Genomic DNA, 18,169 nt, shown 5'->3' with positions numbered 1-18,169 from the left:
GGATGAAGAGGATGTTGTCCGAACCCCGGCCGGGCTGGAAGCAGAAGATCGAAGAGCAGGGCCTGGTGTTCTCCACCACCACCATGGACGACGGGCGCCGGATCGAGTACTGGAACGAATCCGCGTACTACGAGTTCACCATGGACGAGGTGGAGACCCTTGAAGTGGTGGCCGAGGAAATGCACCGGATGTGCCTGGAAGCCGCGAAGTTCCTGGCCACCGGCGCCATGGGCAGCATCGGCATCGGCCCCCAGGCACTGGAACTGGCGGCCGCATCGCTGCAGGCCGGCGACGTGGATGTTTACGGCCGGTTCGACTTCATCTACGACGGCCGGGGCGGGCCGGCCAAGATGCTCGAATACAACGCCGACACCCCCACCGGACTCATCGAGGCCGCCGTCGCCCAATGGTTCTGGCTCCAGGACGTGTTTCCGGAGAAGGACCAGTGGAACGGCATCCACGAGGCCCTCATCCGGCAGTGGAAGAAATTCCAGTACCGCACCGGCATGAGCACCCTCCACGTGGCCCACTCCGAGGTGGAGGAATCCGGCGAGGACTGGATGACCGCCGCGTACATGCGCGACGTCGCCGGCCAGGCGGGGTGGACCACCATCGGGATCAACATGTCCGATATCGGCTGGGACCCGAACCTGAACCGCTTCGTGGACCTGGACAACTTCCTGATCAACACCATCTTCAAGCTCTATCCCTGGGAGCTGATGATGAAGGAGGAGTTCGGGCCCCGCCTGCTGGAGCGGGCGCACAACCCGCGCTGGGTGGAACCCGCCTGGAAGATGCTGCTCTCCAACAAGGCCCTGCTGGCCGCCCTGTGGCATCTGTACCCCGGCCATCCCAACCTGCTGCCCGCGTACCTCACGGATCCGGGGCCGCTGAAGGAGTGGGTGGGCAAGCCCCTCCACGGCCGTGAAGGCGACAACATCCGGATCCACGCGGACGGGATCAGCCTGGAGCAGCCCGGCGGCTACGGGCGGGAGGGCTGGTGCTACCAGCAGTACCACCCATTGCCGGACTTCGACGGCAACCATCCGGTGCTGGGCCTCTGGGTGGTGGACGGCGAGTCCGTGGGCTGCGGCATCCGGGAATCGGACGGGCCGGTCACGGACTACTTCTGCCGCTTCGTCCCCAACACCATTGACGCGCCGGCGCCGCTTTCGGCGGTGGCCGACTCCACCAAGGCAGGAATCGTTCTATGAAACCGGTGACAGCATGAGCACGGACATGACGACGACGGACGGCCCCGGGCGCGGGACCGGCACCACCGTGCCGGCCAAGGGACTGCGGGCCGGCATCCTGGACCTGGGCGACTCCGTGATGCTGGGGCTGGCCTCCACCGCGCCGGTGTACTCCCTCGCCGCCACCCTGGGCCTGATCGTTGCAGTCACCGGCAACTACACTCCCCAGATCCTGCTGCTGGGCTTCATCCCGGTCCTGTTCATCGCCTACGCGTTCCGCGAGCTGAACAGCGCCATCCCGGACTGCGGCACCACCTTCACGTGGTCCCGCCAGGCCTTCGGCCCCTGGGCAGGCTGGCTGGGCGGCTGGGGCGTGGCCCTGGCCGGAATCGTCGTCCTGGCCAACCTCGCCCAGGTAGCGGGGAAGTATCTTTGGCTGCTGGTGGGCGACGGATCGCTGGCGGAGAACACCTTGCTGGTCACCGGCACGGGGCTGCTGTTCATCATCCTCATGACCTTGGTGAACTACCGCGGGATCCGGCTCGGCGAGCACGTCCAGCGCGTGCTGACCTACGTGCAGTACATTGCGCTGGGCATTTTCGCACTGGCCATCGTGGTGCGGATCGTGGGCGGGGCACCGGAAGGGCAGGCCTTTGACCTGGAATGGTTCAACCCGGCCGGCGCCTTTGCCGACCCCGGCGCCGTAGTACACGGCGCCCTCCTTGCCCTGTTCATCTATTGGGGCTGGGACACCTGCCTGGCGGTGAACGAGGAGACCGAGAACCCGTCCACCACACCCGGCCGCGGCGCCGTGATCTCGGCGTTCGTCCTGGTGGCAATCTACGTTTCCGTGGCACTGCTGGTGATGATGTACGCCACCGTGGGCTCGGAAGGGATCGGCCTGGGCAACGAGGCCAACCAGGACGATGTGTTCCTGGCCATGAAGGACGTGGTGCTGGGCCCGTGGGGCTGGCTGATCGTCGTCGCGGTTCTTGCCTCGGTGCTGTCCTCCACCCAGACCACCATCCTGCCCACGGCCCGCGGGACCCTCTCCATGGGGGTCCACGGCGCGCTGCCGGCAAAGTTCGCAGAGGTGCATCCGCGCAATCAGACCCCGGGATTTTCCACCCAGGTGATGGGAGGCGCCGCCGCGGCCTACTACGTGGCCATGAGCTTCCTGAGCGAGAACCTGCTGGCGGACTCCATCAGTGCCATCAGCCTTTTCATCGCGTTCTACTACGCCCTGACCGGCTTCGCCTGTTTCTGGTACTTCCGCGGAACCCTGCGGGCATCGGCGCGCAACCTCTGGTTCCGCGGCATCCTCCCCCTCGCCGGCGCGCTGCTCCTGACCGCCGCCTTCTTCATTTCTGCGGTCCAGATGTGGGACCCGGCGTACGGCGACACCCAAATCTTCGGTGTCGGCGGCGCCTTTGTGAGCGGGGTGCTGCTGCTGGCGCTGGGCGTGGTCCTCGCGGCCGCGTGCCGTTTCATGCCGTCCACCCGCGGATACTTCCAGGTGAAGAAATGACTGGTGAAGCCGTGACCGCGGGCCCGTCTGACGTCCTGGACCTCGACTCCCTGCTGTCCGCGAACGAACTGGAGCTCCGGCAAAAGGTCCGGGATTTCACCCGCCAGCGGATCAAGCCGGACATCGCCCGCTGGTACGAGGACGCCGTCTTTCCCCTCGACCTCGCGACGGAACTGGGTGAGCTGGGCGTCCTGGGGATGCACCTGGACGGCTATGGCTGCCCGGGCCGGTCCGCCGTCGAATACGGCCTGGCGGCCATGGAACTGGAGGCCGGCGATTCCGGCATCCGCACCTTCGTGTCCGTCCAGGGCTCGCTGGCCATGACGGCCATCCATACGTGGGGATCCGAGGAGCAGAAGCAGGAGTGGCTGCCCCGGATGGCGGCCGGGGAGGTCATCGGGTGCTTCGCCCTGACCGAGCCAACGGCGGGTTCAGATCCCGCCTCCATGGCCACTTTCGCGGAGCGGGATGGCAGCGGGGATGACGCCGGCTGGGTGCTCAACGGTGCCAAGCGCTGGATCGGGCTCGCCTCAGTGGCCGGGGTGATGGTGGTCTGGGCCATGACGGACGACGGCGTCCACGGCTTCCTTGTTCCGGCGGGCACCCCCGGCGTGACTGCCACGCCTATCCGGCAGAAGCTGTCCATGCGCGCCTCCATCCAGTGCGATGTGGTGTTCGACGACGTCCGGCTGGGTCCCGAGGCCCTGCTCCCGGGAGCGCGGGGGCTGCGTGGGCCGTTCACCTGCCTGAACGAGGCCCGGTACGGCATCGCCTGGGGTGCCATGGGCGCCGCCCGGGATTCCTACGAAGCCGCCCTGGCGTACTCGCAGGAGCGGCTGCAGTTCGGCAGGCCGCTGGCCGGCTACCAGCTTACGCAGGAGAAGCTGGTGAACATGCTGGTGGAAATCCAGAAGGGCACCCTGCTGGCGCTGCACCTGGGCCGGCTGAAGGACGCCGGAAGCATCCGGCCGGAGCAGATTTCGCTGGCCAAGCTGAACAACGTCCGCGAGGCGATTGCCGTGGCCCGGGAGGCGCGGTCCATCCTAGGCGGCAACGGCATCACCACGGACTATTCACCGCTTCGGCACGCCGCGAACCTGGAGTCGGTCCGCACCTATGAGGGCACGGACGAGGTGCACACCCTGATCCTTGGCCGGCACATCACCGGCCTGGACGCCTTTCACTGACCCCTCCCCCCAACCAGCTAGCAGTAGATGCCGTTTTGGGGGCCCAAAACGGCATCTACTGCGAGTCAGTTGGGAGGGCGCGGCGCGAAGGGGGTGCAGGGCACTCAGGCCGAGAAGCCGCCGTCGGCCTTGATCAGCTGCCCGGATACCCAGCGGCCGGCCGGGGACAGAAGGAACGCGACGGTGCCGGCGACATCGGCCGGGGTGCCGAGCCTCCCGGTGGGCTGGCGCGCGGTGAGCTCCCGGCGGACCTCCGGGGACATCCAGCCGGTGTCCACCGGCCCCGGGTTGAGCACGTTGGCCGAGATCCCCTGCGGACCCAGCTCGCGGGCGGCGGCGATGACGATCCGGTCCAGGGCACCCTTCGAGGCACCGTACGGAAGGTTGAACGCCGTATGGTCACTGGTCAGCGCAACGATCGCGCCGCCGTCGTCCGGTGCCTGCCGCGCAAAGGCGGCGATCAGCTGCCAGCTGGCGCGTGTGTTGACGGCGAAGTGGCGGTCAAAGGATTCGATACTGGTGTCCAGCACGCCCGAATCCACCGATTCAGCGTGGCTGAGCACCAGGCCCTGCAGCGGGCCCGCCAGCTGCCCGGCCTCGGCCACCAGCCTGTCCGGGACGCCGGGATCCTGGAGGTCTGCCGACAGGACCTGGACCTTGGCTCCAATCGCTTCCAGCTCGGCCGTGAGGCGGACCACGTCCTCGGGTTCGCTCCCCCACGGCATGCGGGCGTCGTAGTCGGCCCAGTAGGACAGGGCCAAGTCCCAGCCGTCCGCCGCGAGCTGCCGGGCAATGCCGGCCCCAATGCCGGCAAGCCGTCCCACGCCGGTGACCAGGGCAACGGGACGGACAGGGGCGGGTGCGACGGGTTCCATCCGACCAGCCTAGCCGCGCCCCAGATCAAGCCGCTGCCGGCTCCGCTTCCCGCGGACTGTGGTTCCGGCGGATGGTGGCGCTGATGACCGCGGCGATGGTGCACATGGCCGCGGCGCCCAGCCAGGCGTAGGTGTAGTGGCCGGTGGCATCCCGCAGGGCCCCGGCCGCGATGGCCGCCGCGGCGGCGCCCAGCTGATGGGCGGCGAAGACCCATCCGAACACCACACTGCCGTCAGCACCGAACGTTTCACGGCAGATGGCGGCCGTGGGCGGAACGGTGGCCACCCAGTCCAATCCGTAGATCACCACGAACACGATCATGCTGGGCTGCACGTCTGCATTCAGCAGCAGCGGCAGCACCAGCAGCCCGATGCCGCGGAACTGGTAGTAAACGGCGAGCAGGACGCGGGGGTTGAAGCGGTCCGTCAGCCAGCCCGAGGCGATGGTCCCGACAATGTCGAAGATTCCGACGACGGCCAGCAGGCCCGCGGCCGTGGTTTCGGGCATGCCGTGGTCATGGGCAGAGGGGATGAAGTGGGTGCCGATCAGGCCGTTGGTGGTGGCGCCGCAGATGGCGAAACCGGCCGCGAGCGCCCAGAACGTGCGCACCCTGCTGGCGCGCTTGAGGACCTGGAGCGCCCGGACGGCGGCGTTGCTGCGCGGGGCGCCTTCCGGAGCCGCTGCCTGGGAACCAGCCTGTTCTTCAATGGGTGGCCCTTCCGCGCCGTAGGGCAGCACCCCGACGTCGGCCGGCGAGTTCTTGAGGAACTTCAGCACCAGCGGGACCACGGCAAGCGCCCCGGCAGCGATCAGCAGGGAGGCCTGGCGCCACCCGGGATCCTGCGCGAGGAGGGCGATGAAGGGCAGGAAGACCAGCTGGCCGGCGGCGCTGCCGGCCGTCAGGATGCCGATGACCAGGCCCCGGCTTTTCGTAAACCACGTGTTGGCGATGGTGGCGGCGAAGACCAGTGCCATGGAGCCGGTGCCGAGCCCGATCAGCAGCCCCCAGGTGAGGAGGATCTGCCATGACTGGTTGACCAGCACGGTCAGCGCGCTGCCCATGCCGATCAGGACCAGGGCTGTTGATGTGACGGCCCGGATGCCGAACCGCTCCATCAGGGCGGCGGCAAACGGAGCCGTGAGGCCGAACAGCACCAGGTTGATGCTGACGGCCGCCGAGAGCACGGTGGTGGGCCAGCCGAACTCCTGCTGGAGCGGCACCATGAGGACGCCCGGGGCGGCCCGGAATCCGGCTGCCCCAACCAAGGCAAGGAATGCCACGGCGGCGACGATCCAGGCCGGGTGCAGGCGGCGTCGAGGTCCGGGCGCCTGAAGAACGGTGGTCTGCAAGGGAGTTCCGGCCGTTTCCTCGGGCAGGGTGCTCACGATGCCGCTCCCTTCCCGGATGCGGTGGACAGCCGGATGGGTTGATCGGACCTGGACTGGCTGTGCCAGCTGGTGTTGGCCGCCGTCAGCCGCGCGCCGCATTCGGTGCAGGTGTCCGCCGAGGTGGTGGGTTTCCCGCAGCCGGTGTGGATCACGTAAAGGTGGGCCTGGTCCGACGGCGCGGGCAGGTGTTTTTCCGCCCAGATGGTGACTGCGTTCAGCACCGGCAGGGCGTCCTCACCCTTGGGGGTGAGGACGTACTCCTGGCGTGTGCGGCCGCCGTCGTCGTAGGCGTTCCTGGCCAGCAGCCCGGACTCAACCAGGCCTGCCAGGCGTTTGGTGAGCACCGAGTCCGCCACTTCCAGCCGGCTTTTCATGGCGTCGAAGCGGCCATTCCCAAAGAAGACCTCGCGCAGCACCAGGATGCTCCATGGGTCGCCCAGGATGTCCAGGCCGCGGGCCATGCTGCAGCTGCGTTGGGACCAGTCGGATCGAAGAGGCATAGGGAAAACCCTAGCTGGCTTTCCTCAAGAAAGCCAGACCCTTTCGTGGTTACGGGATGGCCGAGAACGCCTGGTCCAGGTCCGCGATCAGGTCCTCCACGTCCTCGATGCCGCAGGACAGCCGCAGCAGGTTTACCGGGACGGCCAGCTCGGTGCCCTTGACGGACGCGTGGGTCATCTCGGAGGGGTAGTTCATCAGCGACTCGATCCCGCCCAGGGATTCGGCGAGCGTGAACACGGACGTGGACTCCGCCACCTTCCGGGCCGCCGCCTCACCGCCCTTGAACTGCACCGAGACCATGCCGCCGAACTTCCGCATCTGCTTTTTGGCGAGCTCATGGCCGGGGTGGCTGGGCAGGCCCGGATACAGGACGGCCTCAACCTCCGGGCGTTCCAGCAGCCACTCCGCCACGGCCTGCCCGTTCTCGCTGTGCCGGTCCATGCGGACGCCCAGGGTCTTCAGTCCGCGGGTGGTCAGGAAGGCGTCCATGGGCCCGGACACGGCGCCCACGGCGAACTGGACGAAGCCGATCTTTTCCGCCAGTTCGGCGTCCTTCACCACGACGGCGCCGCCCACCACGTCGGAGTGGCCGCCGATGTACTTGGTGGTGGAGTGGACCACCACGTCCGCACCCAGGGCGAGCGGGGTCTGCAGGTAGGGGGACGCGAAGGTGTTGTCGACCACCAGGAGGGCCCCGGCGTCGTGCGCTATGTCCGCGAGCGCTGCGATGTCGGTGATCTTCATCAGCGGATTGGAGGGGGTCTCCACCCACAGGAAGCGGGCCTTATGGGAGGCCACGGCGTCGCGGACCATGTCCAGGTTGGCCATGTCCACGGGGGTGTTGCCAATTCCCCAGTCGCCGAGCACCCGGCTGATCAGCCGGTACGTGCCACCGTAGGCGTCATTGCCCAGCACGATGTGGTCCCCGGGGCGGGTCAGCGCGCGGATCAGGGCGTCCTCCGCGGCCAGGCCGGAGCTGAAGCTGTAGGCGGAGGTGCCCAGTTCCAGCGACGCGAGCTGTTCCTGCAGCGCGTCCCGGGTGGGGTTTCCGCCGCGCCCGTATTCGTAGCCGCTGCGCAGTCCCCCGATCCCGTCCTGGGCATAGGTGGAACTGAAGTGCAGCGGCGGCACCACGGCTCCGGTGCGGGGCTCGAAGTCCTGGCCGGCGTGGACGGCGCGGGTGTTGAAACCTTGGTTTTCAGGCAGGGACATGGTGCTCCTTTGCGGGTAACGCAGATCAGTTGCTGAGGTAGGCCAGCAGGTCGTGCCGGGTGAGGATGCCAACGGGCGCACCCACGAACGTGACCATCAGGGTGTCCGTGTCAGACAGCAGTTCCCTGGCGGCAGAAATGGTTTCCAGCGATCCGATGACGGGCAGCTTGGGTCCCATATGCTCGGAGATCTTGTCCGTCAGCTTGGCCTCGCCCCGGAACAGTTTGGCAGTCAGTGTGCGCTCGTCCACGGCGCCGAGGACCTCGCCCATGACCACGGGCGGTTCCTGGGACAGGACCGGGATGTGGCTGACGCCGAACTCGTTCATGATGTTGATGACGTCGCGGACAGACTCGTTGGGGTGGATGTGCACCAGGTCCGGCAGTTCGCCGTTCTTGGACTTGATGACCTCCCCCACGGAGGTTTCCTCGCCGCCGGAGAGGAAACCATAGGAGCGCATCCACTGGTCGTTGAAGATCTTGGCCAGGTAGCCGCGTCCTGAGTCTGGGAGGATGACCACGACGACGGCGCTTTCCGGCAGGTCCCGGGCCGCCTGCAGCGCGGCTACCACGGCCATCCCGGAGGAGCCGCCCACCAGCAGCCCCTCCTCCCGCGCCAGCCGGCGGGTCATGGCGAAGGAATCGGCGTCGCTGACGGCGATCACCTCGTCCGGGACCGACTTGTCGTAGTTGGCCGGCCACATGTCCTCGCCAACGCCCTCCACGAAGTAGGGGCGCCCGGTCCCGCCGGAGTAGACCGAGCCCGCGGGGTCCGCGCCGATGATCTTGACCACGCCGCCGTCGGACTCCGGCCGGTCCGCCGAAACCTCCTTGAGGTACCGCCCGGTGCCGGTGATGGTGCCGCCCGTGCCCGCGCCGATAACGCAGTGCGTGACCTTGCCGTCGGTATCGCGCCAGATCTCCGGGCCGGTGGTCTTGTAGTGGCTGCCCGGGGCGGCGGGATTGGAGAACTGGTCCGGCTTGTAGGCGCCCGGCGTCTCCCGGGTGATGCGGTCCGAGACGCCGTAGTAGCTTTGCGGGCTGTCCGGCGGAACGGAGGTGGGCGTGACCACCACTTCCGCGCCGTACGCCTGCAGCACCGCACGCTTGTCCTCGCCCACCTTGTCCGGGACCACGAAGATGCACTTGTAGCCCTTCTGCTGCGCCACCAGGGCCAGGCCCACGCCGGTGTTGCCGGAGGTGGGCTCCACAATGGTGCCGCCGGGCTTCAGCTTGCCCTCGCGCTCGGCGTCCTCGATCATCTGCGCGGCGATGCGGTCCTTGATGGATCCGCCCGGATTCAGGTACTCAAGTTTGACCAGGATGGTGGCCTTGAGGCCGTCGGTCACGTGGTTGAGTTTGATGAGCGGGGTATTGCCGATGAGGTCCAGGATGGACTGGGCGTACTTCATAGGTACTAAGCTACCGCTTCCTGCGCGCCCGCCCCGGTGCGGGATGCGAGGATAGGCCGGTGAAGCAGTTCGCATGGCTGAAAGCCGCCCGGAGCTACCTGCTGCCCGGCGGAACGCTGGCAGCAGGTATAGCCACCCTGGCACTCGGTGCGCTCCCCCTGCCCGCGTTCGGGGAGCTTTCTTCCCGGACCATTCCCATCCTGGCCTTCGTGCTGGCCATGTCCCTGGTCACCGAACTGGTGGACGAGGCAGGACTGTTCCGGGTGGTGACGGACAGGCTGGCGGCCCTGGGCCGTGGCCGGGTCTTCCAGCTGTGGCTGCTGGTGGTGGGGGTGGCGACGGTGTCCACCGTGTTCCTGTCCCTGGATACGACGGCGGTCCTGGTGACGCCCGTGGTGGTCCTGCTGGCCGTCCATGCCCGGATCCCGCCGCTGCCGTTTGCGCTGACCAGCATCTGGCTGGCCAATACCGCTTCACTGCTGCTTCCCGTTTCCAACCTCACCAACCTCCTGGCCCAGGACCGGCTGGGCCTGAGCCCCTGGCGTTTTGCGGGGCTGGTGTGGGCGCCCGCCCTGGTGGGCCTGCTGGTCCCCCTGGTCCTGTTGTGGCTGGCTTTCCGGCGGGACCTGCGCGGAACATACGGGCCGCAGCCTGCGCATCCCATCCGCGACCGCACCCTGTTGAAGGCCGCTGCCGTCACGCTCCTGGTCCTGTTGCCTGCGCTGGTGTCCGGAGTGCCGGTGCAGTGCCCGGCACTGGCAGCCGCGGCCTTCCTCCTGGTGGTCTTCCTGCGCCGCCGGCCGTCCGTCCTGCGGTGGTCAATGGTGCCATGGCGGCCGCTGATGCTGACGGTGGGCCTGTTCATGCTCATGGAAGCACTGCACGCGCACGGCCTGACCGCACTGCTGGCGGGTGTTGCCGGTTCCGGTGAGAGCCTGCCTGCGCTCCTGCAGCTGGCCGGGCTGGGCGCCGGTGCCGCCAACGCCGCCAACAACCTGCCCGCCTACCTGGCACTGGAACCGGTGGCGGGATCGCCGGCAAGGCTTGCGGCACTGCTCATCGGAGTGAACCTTGGGCCGCTGGTGACTCCGTGGGCGTCGCTGGCCACGCTGCTCTGGCATGAGCGGCTGCGGGTGCTGAACGTCCCCATCCGGTGGGGCGGGTTCGCCCTGGCGGGCCTGGTGGCCGTGGTGCTGACGGTGCCGCTGGCCGTCCTGGCGCTGTGGCTGGTTTCCGGCACGCCGTGAAACGGCCGGGCCGCCGTGAAACGGCAGCCCCGGACCGGCACCCGTGAAACGGCAGCGTACAGCGAAGGCTGTCAGCCGCGCTGGGCGTCCCCTTCGGCCGGGAGATTCTCCCAGAGGCCCATCACGTTGCCCTCGGAATCCCTGAAGTAGGCCGTGTAGCCCATGCCGGGAATTTCGTTCTTCGGTACCACCACTGATCCACCCAGTTCCTCCACCCTCTTGAGGGTGGCATTGATGTCCGGGACGTCCACCGTGACCACCGGGTTGGTGATCTCCCCCTCCCTGGCCATCATGCCCCCGTTGATGGCACCGGCGGCCACTGGCTGGCCGTTGTCATCCATGTCCGCGGTGATGACCATGCTGTAGTCCATCCCTGGCACTGGTTCGATCCGCCAGCCCAAGGCTTCCCGGTAGAACTTGCTGGCCCGGTCCTGGTCGTCCGCGGGGATTTCGAAATGCACCACTCCGCCCATCATGGCCCTCCTGCCGTGTCGGGTTGCGGCGCAGTCTGTTCCGCGCCACAGGGTGGATTCTAGGTTTTGCCCGGGCGGGAAATTAGGGCCGTTCTACCTTTGCTTCCGGCCGTTTTCCTCCCCCGGCTGGCTTATGGGCCGGCTGGTTGTCCCGCCGCTGTCAGTGGTCCGTGGGACGATTGAAGGCATGACGATCGCAGAGGCACCTCCCCGGGTGGCAGCCGCGGCGGACGTGTCCCTGCGGTGGTATCCGGAGGCTCCGTACAGCCTTTCCCGCACGCTTGCGCCTCTTCTGCGGGGCAGCAGTGATCCTTCCTTCTGCGTTCAAGGCGACGTTATCTGGAATGCGTTTACGACGCCGGCCGGTCCGGCAACAATGCGGCTCGCCCCGGCGGGCGGCGAGGCAGCAGGCGCCCCCTTGGTGGACATCCAGGCCTGGGGTCCCGGTGCCGCGGCCGCCGTCAGGGCAGCGCCCCGGCTCCTGGGGGACGACGACGACTGGCGGGGTTTCGACGAACCCTCCTTCCATGCCACACTGCCCCACATGGTCCGGGAGGCCCGGCGGCGCAGCCTGGCGGTGCGGCTGCCGTCCAGCGGCCGCATGGTGGACCAGCTGGTGCCGATCATCCTGGAACAGAAGGTGACGGTCATTGAGGCGCGGCGCGCCTACCGCTACCTGGTGCACCGGTACGGAACCCCGGCGCCCCGGGCCGGTACGTCCACCCCGGCCGGGCTGGTGGTGGCGCCAACGGCAGCGCAGTGGCTGCAGGTTCCCAGTTGGGAGTGGCACAGGGCCGGCGTGGGTCCCCAGCGCTCAGCCACCGTCATGCGCGCGCTGCGCTCCGCCGCCGCACTTGAACGGCTCGCCGCACTGCCGGCCGCGGAGGCTGCCGGGAAGATGCAGGTCATTCCGGGCATCGGGGTATGGACCGCCGCCGAGGTTGTGCAGCGCACCCACGGCTGCCCGGATTCGATCTCCGTGGGCGACTACCACCTCGCCGCCTACGTGGGGGCGGCGCTCACCGGACGCAGGACGGACGACGCCGGGATGCTCCGGCTGCTGGAACCCTGGCGGGGGCACCGGCAGCGCGTGGTCCGGATGATCCAGAGCACCGGTTACCGCAAGCCCACTTTTGGCCCGCGGATGACCATCCAGGACCACCGGGGGCACTGAGGCTTGCCACGGCAGGTCAACGGGTGCTTGATCCGGACCGCGATGGGTAAGGCTACGGGTGTGGCGTCCAGCCAGGCACGGCCGGACCACGATTGAGAGGAACCCATGAGCTCCGATCCTGGACGCACCAACTACGCCGGCGGGGAACCCCTGGACGTGGATCCAACCGGGCAAGACCCCGCGGTGGTGGACCCGGAGGCGCACGATCCTGACGGGGATGCCAAATTGAAGCTGCAACTGGCCATCTTCGACGTGACTCGCCGCGGGGCCACGGGCAAGAGCCTTGAGGAAATCCGGGAGATGCTGCTGACCGCGTTCACCGCGCGGGACGTTGCCCCACCACCGTTCACCTGGGTGGAGTCCGTGGCGTCGTCGGCGTTCTACGGTGAGCCCTACATCATCGACTACCCAACAGCCATCGCCGCCGACGATCTGGAGGCTGCCCCCGATGAGACGGTGCGGGAGCGGCTGGCCGCCCGACGGAAACTGCGCGAGACCCAACTGCCGCAGGGGATCCTTCCGGCTCCGTCCGAGTGGCACATTCCCGCCAACGAGGTCACCGGCGGCAGGACGCGACAGGCCCCCATGGCCGGAAGGAACGGGGCAGCGGTCCTGGCCTTGGTCGCACTGGCGGCGGGCGCCGTCGTGGCCGTTGTGGCGCTACGGCTATCCCGCCGCCCAACCGGCCGCAGTAGCTAGCGGGCAGTTCTCCCCATGCCTCCGGCGGCGCGCCTCGCGTAAGCTTGAGCCTGGATATTTGGGGGAATGATGGCAGGCATTTACGGGGCGGACGTCGCCCAACTTCGCGCCCTGGGAAAGGCCCTTACTGCCTCTTCCGCGCGCTTGATGTCCACTGCCACGGCGCTGTCGAGGAACGTGGGCGAGCCGGGCACCTGGAAAGGGGCCGACGCCGAGAGGTTCCGGAACGACTGGAATGGCACGCACAGCCTCCTGCTGGGCCGCGTCATTGAGGCCCTTGCGGACGCAGGGAAGGCAGCCGCACGGCACGCGGACGAGCAGGAACGCGCCAGCGGCGCCGGTGGCGCGTCAGGCCGGACCAGTACGGCCGGGGGCCCTCCCGGCAAGGCCGCCGGGGATCCGACGTCCGATTACCTGACCGGCGGGGAGCATTCTGTGGCGCGCCACCCCGACCGCGGCGAAGCGAACCTTGCCGCGCCCGAACTGGACAGGCTACAGGGCCTGGTCAGGGACACTGCGTCGGGCGACAACTTCTTTGTGGGCAACGATTCGGACGTCAACAAGCTCCGCGACGCCTTGACCGGGCTCAAACCTGCCCAGCTGAACCAGTTGCTGGAGTCGTTAACCGATGATGAGCTCCGAAGCCTGGGCAGCGGCGCGGCGACCGACGGCAAGGGACTGTTCAACTGGGAGGGAACCACGCCTTTCGAACGTCAGCAACTGCTGGACCAGCTCCTGTCCAAGGCGTCAGCAGAGCAGGTGGGGCGCCTGAAGGACCTCATCCCGTGGGCCCAGCCGGACGGGCAGGCCATGGGAGATGCAGCGAGGCCTGATGGCCCTGACGCCAGCAGCACGAACCGGTGGATGGAACCCAAGTGGCCGGTGGTCGGACAACGCCCGGGCACTGACGACATCAGGCAGGGGCAGTACGGGGACTGCGTGCTTTTGGCCGCCGCCGGGGCCATGATCAATGCCGATTCGGGTTGGGCCCGCGAGCACGTAACGGACAACGGCAACGGCACGGTTTCCGTCCTGCTGTTCGACAAGAACGGAGAGGAGCAGTGGGTCACCGTCACCTCGGACCTGCCGGCAAACAGCAAGGGCGCACAGATGGGAGCCAAAGCAGGGTTTGGCGGCAACTGGCCTGCCTATGTCGAGAAAGCGCTGGCACAGGTTTACACCGAGGACGACAGAAACGACGGGACAGCGGAAGGGGCGCCCCCGGACCAGGCGTATCCGCCAGGCAACTACCGCGCCCTTGAAGGCAACTGGGGTCCCGACGCATTCCAGTTTTTGGCAGGACCGGACGTGGAACGCACCGACGACGCCGGGAAGCTGTGGGAGGCGGCCGGCCGGGGACGTCCGGCCTTGGTCACAACACTGGGTGAAACGCCGGAGGAGGCGCCCAACGGATACCGTGCCGGCCACGCCTATTTCGTTACCGGAGTTGACGAGCGGGGGAACATCATCCTTCAAAACCCATGGGGCCCCTCCGAGCCGCGCATGTACATCTCGCAGGACGAATTCACCAAGCTCTTCAGCGATGCCACGGTGGCGGGCTGATGCCGCGTCCAGCCCTGCGGCTTCGTGGCCGCATTCTCGCTTGCACGGTTTTGCCTCTGGCACTCTCTCTGAGCGGCTGCTCCCCCTCCGCAGAGCCGTCCCAACAGCACTCACCCCAAGCATCAAAGGAGCCAGCCATGACGTCAACGGCAAGCTGCACCAACACTGGAATTTACCGGATCATCCCGTCTGCAAATGGCTCTTTTCCGCTTCTGCCGGACTCCCCGCGGGGCTCGGATGCCACACCGCTCGTGCGGCTGTCCAGCACACACCTGAAGAATGACCCGCCGACGGTGGACCTGTCGGTAGCCTTGTTCGAGGTCAGCAGCCCGGCATCGAAAGACTTTCCGGGGTTGGCACTCGGGCAGGAAGCCACATTTGACGGCTACACCATCAGGATCACCTCGATCTGCGAAGGCGAAGTCCGATTCGACCTGGTGCAGCAGCCCGGCTAGTCAGAGCCCCAGCCGGGCCACCGCTTCCTCGCGCATCTGTACCTTGCGGACCTTCCCGGAGACCGTCATGGGGAAACTCTCGCGCACCTCCACGTAGCGCGGGATCTTGTAGTGCGCCAGCCTCCCCCGGCAGTACTCGGCCACCGCTGCGGCGTCCAGCCGTTCCGCGCCCGGCTTGAGGATTATGCAGGCCATCAGCTCCTCCCCATACGTGGGATCAGGAACCCCAATCACCTGGACGTCCTGGATGGCAGGGTGCGTGTACAGGAACTCCTCGATTTCCCGGGGGTAGATGTTCTCCCCGCCCCGGATCACCATGTCCTTGATCCGGCCCTCCACCACCACGTACCCGTCGTCGTCCATCCGGGCGAGGTCGCCGGTGTGCATCCACCCGTCGGCGTCGATGGCTTCGGCCGTCTTGTCAGGCTGGTTCCAGTACCCGGCCATCACCGCATAGCCGCGGGTGCAGAGCTCACCGATCTGCCCGCGCTCCAGTTCCTCCCCCGTGGCAGGGTCAACGATCCGGCTCTCGAGTTGCGGCATGGTCCTGCCCACGGTCTCGGTGCGCTGCTGGAGGGTGTCCCCCTTGCGGGTCATCGTGGACACGGGCGAGGTCTCGGTCATGCCGTAGCAGATGGCCACATCCACCATGTTCATTTCCGAGATCACCCGGTTCATCACCTCGATGGGGCACAGCGAACCGGCCATCACCCCCGTGCGGAGCGTGGACAGGTCATAGGAGGCGAAGTCCGGCAGCGCGAGCTCGGCGATGAACATGGTGGGAACCCCATAGAGGGATGTTCCGGCGAAGTCCTGCACTGCCTCAAGTGCGGCCGCCGGCGAGAAGCCGCGGCCAGGGATGATGGTGGCGGCGCCGTGGCTGAGCGCATTGAGGTTGCCGATCACCATCCCGAAGCAGTGGTAGAAGGGCACCGGGATGACCACCCGGTCATGGTCCGTGTAGCCCAGCAGCTCACCGATGGCGTAGCCGTTGTTCAGGATGTTGTGGTGCGTGAGCGTGGCGCCTTTGGGAAAGCCCGTGGTGCCGGACGTGTACTGCAGGTTGATGGGATCGTGCGGGTGGAGTTCGGCCATGCGGGCCTTCAGGGCAGCGTGACTCACGTCGTCCGCCCGCTTGAGCAGTTCGGCGTACGTCAGTTCGGCATCGCTTTGGGGGCTCCCGGCCGTCAGCCCATCCAGGCCGTGGTCCGGCAGGAAGACCAGCTCCCGCAGGTCCGGGCAAGTCAGCAGGGCCTGCCGCGCCATGGCCACGTAGTCGCTGTTGTTGTCCGACGGCGCCGTGAACAGCATGCGCATGCCGTTCTGCTTGACCACGAATTCCAGTTCATGGCTGCGGTAGGCCGGGTTGACGTTGACCAGGATGGCGCCGGCCTTGGCGGTGGCGTACTGCAGCAGCGTCCATTCGGCGCAGTTGGGGCTCCAGATGCCCACCCGCTCCCCCTTGGCGATGCCCAGGGCGAGGAGCGCACGCGCCAGCCGGTCGACGTCGTCGTTCATCTTTGTGTAGCTCCAGCGGCGGGCATCGGCGCCCGGCACCGGTGCGGCCTCAATCAAGGCGTCATGGAGGGGGAACTGGGCGGCCACGCGCTCGAAGTTCGCGCCGATGGTTTCCTCCAGGAGCGGGACGTCAGTGTCCCCGGCTGTATAAGCACGCATGATGGCACGCTACCAACAGGATCCCTGCAGGAGAAGGAAGACAGGCGGGGAAACGGGCGCAACACAACGGGGCGCCACCTGCAGCCCCGGTATTGTGAAACGCATGAGTGCACCCATTGACCTGATAGCAACGTTCATTCCCAACGACGGCGAGTTCTTCCGCGTCAAGCTGGCCCTGGAAATCGCGATCGATGAGGTGGTGAACGAGCCAGGCTGCATCCGTTACGAGCTGACCGAAGCCACGGAGGAGAAGCTGGTCCTGACCGAACAGTGGGCGTCCGAGGAGGACCTGGACAAGCACTCCAAGGGCACCGCTGTGCAGGACCTGAACGAGTCGCTGAGCGCGTTGCTGGCCGAACCGGTCAAGCTGGAACGCGTCTGACGCAGCCTGAACGCAAAAATGCGGGACCTCCAGTGGGAGGTCCCGCATTTTTTGTGCTGTCAGAGTCTTAGAAGTCGGGGATCTGGGTGCCGTCCTGCGTACCGTCCCGGGGGCCGGCAGGCTGGCTGGCCGCCGCTGCCGCTTCTTCCCGCTGGCGGGCCACGTGGGCGTGGACCTCGTCCATGTCCAGTGCCTTCACCGCGTCCACCACCTGTTCCAGCTGCTGGGCGTTCAGGGCGCCGGGCTGCGAGAACACCAGCACCTTTTCACGGAAGGCCATCAGGGTGGGGATGGAGGTGATGCCTGCCTCCGCCGCCAGCTGCTGCTCTGCTTCGGTGTCCACTTTGGTGAACACGACGTCAGGGTGCTTCTCGGAAACTGCTGCGTAGGTGGGGCCGAACTGCTTGCAGGGGCCGCACCATTCTGCCCAGAAATCGACCAGGACAATGTCGTTGCCTTCGATCGTGGATGCGAACTGTTCACCTGTGATGTCGAGGGTAGCCATGTGTCCACGCTACGCGCCGGGGCCCCGGCTGTCGCCCGTGTTCGCTCCCCGCGTCATCGGGAATAGGGGAAGGACGACGCCGGCACGGGGGTTCAGCGGTTGGCATCCCACAGGTGCGGGGAAGGCGTGCGGCTGCCGGGCAGGGCGCTGGAGGCGCGCCACTCATGGATCCACTCGGGCAGCACCAGGTCCCCGGGCGGTGTCCCGAACTCCGCGATGATCTCCTCCTGGCTGACCGGGCCGGTCTTGGTGACCAGCCGGGTGGCGATGTAGGCACGTGCGTAAATCTCGCCGTCGGCCACCATGCGCTGCTCGAAGAAGATCGCCTTGGTGTCCAGCCCGATGATGCGGGTCTCGATGGCGTAGTCCTGCCACAGCTGCAGGGATTTGCGGAAGGAGATGGTTTCCGCCGACACCACCGGGCTCCAGCCGCGGCGGCGCATCCGCTTCCAGACGCCGCTGCGCACCATGAGGTCGAACCGGCCCAGGTCCATCAGGGACAGGTACATGCCGTTGTTGACGTGCATGGCGATGTCGATGTCCGTGGGCAGGACGCGCAATGGCAGGGATGCCGGTTCCCATACGGTGAGCGGCGGCCGCCGTTTCGACCGGAAAAGCAGAAGCAGTGTTCTCAGGAGCAGGTGCATGCCTCAATGTTACCCGCCGGTAACATCTTTTGGCCTGCTGTGCCGCGGTC

The 18,169-nt window shown here is 67.3% G+C and carries 18 protein-coding genes; 9 read left to right on the top strand and 9 right to left on the bottom strand.

Going from position 1 to position 18,169, the window contains the following annotated elements; genetic code table 11:
• The first annotated feature begins 2 nt into the window (after positions 1-2).
• The 3 genes from ASG79_RS18585 to ASG79_RS18575 are packed head-to-tail and all read left to right on the top strand — an operon-like array spanning position 3 to position 3,908.
• Complete coding sequence (locus tag ASG79_RS18585; protein ID WP_056393073.1) at positions 3-1,214, top strand: glutathionylspermidine synthase family protein; 1,212 nt, start codon at positions 3-5, stop codon at positions 1,212-1,214.
• A gap of 13 nt (positions 1,215-1,227) precedes the next feature.
• The gene (locus ASG79_RS18580) at positions 1,228-2,721 is read left to right on the top strand and encodes an APC family permease (protein WP_056393070.1); all 1,494 of its coding nucleotides are present in this window, start codon (positions 1,228-1,230) and stop codon (positions 2,719-2,721) included.
• Positions 2,718-3,908 (top strand): acyl-CoA dehydrogenase family protein, encoded by a 1,191-nt coding sequence (locus tag ASG79_RS18575; protein WP_056393068.1) that lies wholly within the window; start codon positions 2,718-2,720, stop codon positions 3,906-3,908. Before ASG79_RS18580 ends, ASG79_RS18575 begins: the two co-directional genes overlap by 4 nt.
• 104 nt (positions 3,909-4,012) lie before the next feature.
• Here the strand turns inward: ASG79_RS18575 and ASG79_RS18570 are convergent, their stop codons facing one another.
• From ASG79_RS18570 to ASG79_RS18550, 5 genes are read right to left on the bottom strand one after another with little or no spacing between them, the layout of a single operon-like run.
• Positions 4,013-4,783: an SDR family oxidoreductase gene (locus tag ASG79_RS18570; RefSeq protein WP_018769062.1), complete on the bottom strand. Its 771-nt coding sequence runs from the start codon at positions 4,781-4,783 to the stop codon at positions 4,013-4,015.
• Between the two features lie 25 nt (positions 4,784-4,808).
• The gene (locus ASG79_RS18565; protein ID WP_056393066.1) at positions 4,809-6,170 is read right to left on the bottom strand and encodes an MFS transporter; all 1,362 of its coding nucleotides are present in this window, start codon (positions 6,168-6,170) and stop codon (positions 4,809-4,811) included.
• The gene (locus tag ASG79_RS18560) at positions 6,167-6,673 is read right to left on the bottom strand and encodes a winged helix-turn-helix transcriptional regulator (protein ID WP_056393065.1); all 507 of its coding nucleotides are present in this window, start codon (positions 6,671-6,673) and stop codon (positions 6,167-6,169) included. Before ASG79_RS18560 ends, ASG79_RS18565 begins: the two co-directional genes overlap by 4 nt.
• Positions 6,674-6,722: 49 nt before the next feature.
• Positions 6,723-7,886, bottom strand: coding sequence for a cystathionine gamma-synthase (locus ASG79_RS18555; RefSeq protein ID WP_056393063.1), 1,164 nt, complete (start codon positions 7,884-7,886; stop codon positions 6,723-6,725).
• A 25-nt stretch (positions 7,887-7,911) separates the two neighbouring features.
• Positions 7,912-9,297 (bottom strand): cystathionine beta-synthase, encoded by a 1,386-nt coding sequence (locus ASG79_RS18550; RefSeq protein ID WP_018769058.1) that lies wholly within the window; start codon positions 9,295-9,297, stop codon positions 7,912-7,914.
• 59 nt (positions 9,298-9,356) lie between these two features.
• Here ASG79_RS18550 and ASG79_RS18545 point away from each other — a divergent pair, with 59 nt between their 5' ends.
• Complete coding sequence (locus tag ASG79_RS18545) at positions 9,357-10,544, top strand: SLC13 family permease (RefSeq protein ID WP_082581819.1); 1,188 nt, start codon at positions 9,357-9,359, stop codon at positions 10,542-10,544.
• A gap of 71 nt (positions 10,545-10,615) precedes the next feature.
• Here the strand turns inward: ASG79_RS18545 and ASG79_RS18540 are convergent, their stop codons facing one another.
• Positions 10,616-11,020: a VOC family protein gene (locus ASG79_RS18540; RefSeq protein WP_018769056.1), complete on the bottom strand. Its 405-nt coding sequence runs from the start codon at positions 11,018-11,020 to the stop codon at positions 10,616-10,618.
• 184 nt (positions 11,021-11,204) lie between these two features.
• Between ASG79_RS18540 and ASG79_RS18535 the strand changes: the two genes are divergently transcribed.
• The 4 genes from ASG79_RS18535 to ASG79_RS18520 all read left to right on the top strand — a co-directional run bounded on the left by ASG79_RS18535 (position 11,205) and on the right by ASG79_RS18520 (position 14,908).
• The gene (locus tag ASG79_RS18535; protein ID WP_056393187.1) at positions 11,205-12,191 is read left to right on the top strand and encodes a DNA-3-methyladenine glycosylase family protein; all 987 of its coding nucleotides are present in this window, start codon (positions 11,205-11,207) and stop codon (positions 12,189-12,191) included.
• A gap of 105 nt (positions 12,192-12,296) precedes the next feature.
• The gene (locus ASG79_RS18530) at positions 12,297-12,890 is read left to right on the top strand and encodes a hypothetical protein (protein WP_018769054.1); all 594 of its coding nucleotides are present in this window, start codon (positions 12,297-12,299) and stop codon (positions 12,888-12,890) included.
• Positions 12,891-12,956: 66 nt separating this feature from the next.
• Complete coding sequence (locus ASG79_RS18525) at positions 12,957-14,453, top strand: C2 family cysteine protease (protein WP_235509856.1); 1,497 nt, start codon at positions 12,957-12,959, stop codon at positions 14,451-14,453.
• A gap of 137 nt (positions 14,454-14,590) precedes the next feature.
• Positions 14,591-14,908 carry a hypothetical protein gene (locus ASG79_RS18520; RefSeq protein ID WP_056393062.1) on the top strand — a complete coding sequence of 106 codons (318 nt, stop codon included), beginning with the start codon at positions 14,591-14,593 and terminating at the stop codon, positions 14,906-14,908.
• Here the strand turns inward: ASG79_RS18520 and ASG79_RS18515 are convergent, their stop codons facing one another.
• A complete protein-coding gene (locus ASG79_RS18515; RefSeq protein WP_056393060.1) occupies positions 14,909-16,585 on the bottom strand; it encodes an AMP-binding protein in 1,677 nt (558 codons plus the stop codon).
• 103 nt (positions 16,586-16,688) lie between these two features.
• Between ASG79_RS18515 and ASG79_RS18510 the strand changes: the two genes are divergently transcribed.
• Entirely contained in the window at positions 16,689-16,967 is a 279-nt protein-coding gene (locus ASG79_RS18510; RefSeq protein WP_018769050.1) for a putative quinol monooxygenase, read from the top strand.
• A gap of 67 nt (positions 16,968-17,034) precedes the next feature.
• On the opposite strand, the gene trxA is transcribed toward ASG79_RS18510, so the two are convergent.
• Positions 17,035-17,472 (bottom strand): thioredoxin, encoded by a 438-nt coding sequence (gene trxA / locus ASG79_RS18505; RefSeq protein ID WP_018769049.1) that lies wholly within the window; start codon positions 17,470-17,472, stop codon positions 17,035-17,037.
• 92 nt (positions 17,473-17,564) lie between these two features.
• Positions 17,565-18,119 carry an acyl-CoA thioesterase gene (locus tag ASG79_RS18500; protein WP_056393057.1) on the bottom strand — a complete coding sequence of 185 codons (555 nt, stop codon included), beginning with the start codon at positions 18,117-18,119 and terminating at the stop codon, positions 17,565-17,567.
• Positions 18,120-18,169 lie beyond the last annotated feature (50 nt).

It is taken from the genome of Arthrobacter sp. Soil761, assembly GCF_001428325.1.
Lineage (GTDB): Bacteria > Actinomycetota > Actinomycetes > Actinomycetales > Micrococcaceae > Arthrobacter.
The sequence above is the reverse complement of the archived record's forward strand: the minus strand, read 5'-3'. Positions and strand labels throughout refer to the sequence as shown.